Source organism: Oleiphilus sp. HI0128, assembly GCF_001635365.1.
In genome coordinates, this window is sequence record NZ_LWGG01000215.1 from 1 (window position 1) to 838 (window position 838).

At 43.6% G+C, this 838-nt stretch carries 1 protein-coding gene; it reads left to right on the top strand.

Features of this window, described 5'->3' with window-relative positions; genetic code table 11:
- Positions 1-256: 256 nt before the first annotated feature.
- On the top strand, positions 257-838 hold a 582-nt coding region (locus A3763_RS02855; protein WP_156494853.1), incomplete at its 3' end, for a proprotein convertase P-domain-containing protein.

An 838-nucleotide genomic window follows, 5' to 3' on the forward strand; every position in this document is an offset into this window, starting at 1 on the left:
TAGCATAGAAGCCCCTCATGCAAACCATTTAGCTAGTCTCTCCGGTGTTAGCAAGAAGCGATGCAATATTTTCTGGGTCATAGCAGCCACAAAAACAAAACATCTCATGTCAGTTTTTTTTACACATAAAGATCAACGATCTATAAGCACAAACTATAACAACCAAGCATTAATAGAATATATAAATAACGGCATAATTCCCGCTTACTTCAGTGAGTGCAAGAACGCACTAAAATTATTCTAAGGGAGTTTACACATGAAAAAACTAAAACCAGCATTAGTCGCTACAATGCTATGCGGCTCATCAGCAGCATTCGCTGTACCATTTAGCTATGACGCGATAGACGTTCCAGAAAGAATCCCTCAAGACGGAACAGCAGGTAACACCTACAGCTTTATCTTTAATACAGTTGGCGCCTCTGGAACCATCGCAGACCTAAATGTTTACATTGATATTGAACACACTTGGATGCAAGACCTAGATATCTTTATCACAAACACTTTTACAGGTACCGAAGTGCAGCTATTCGACCAGTATGGTGGCTCAGGTGATAACCTAGCTCAAGTCACTTTTGATGACGAAGCAGGAACTCATATAAGCACTGTCGCAGCGCCTTTTGGCCCAGGAACCTTCCAGGGCACTGAATTGCTTTCAGCATTTGATGGCGAGTCACTCAGCTCTGTGTGGCAACTTACCATCTTCGATAGATTAGCTGGCGACACAGGTACTCTTAATGCTTGGGGTATCAGTGGTGATACTGCCGACTCTGTGTCAGTAGCCGAGCCAGGTACTCTTGCTTTGCTTGGTCTTGGACTAGCAGGCCTTGGCTTTACTCGT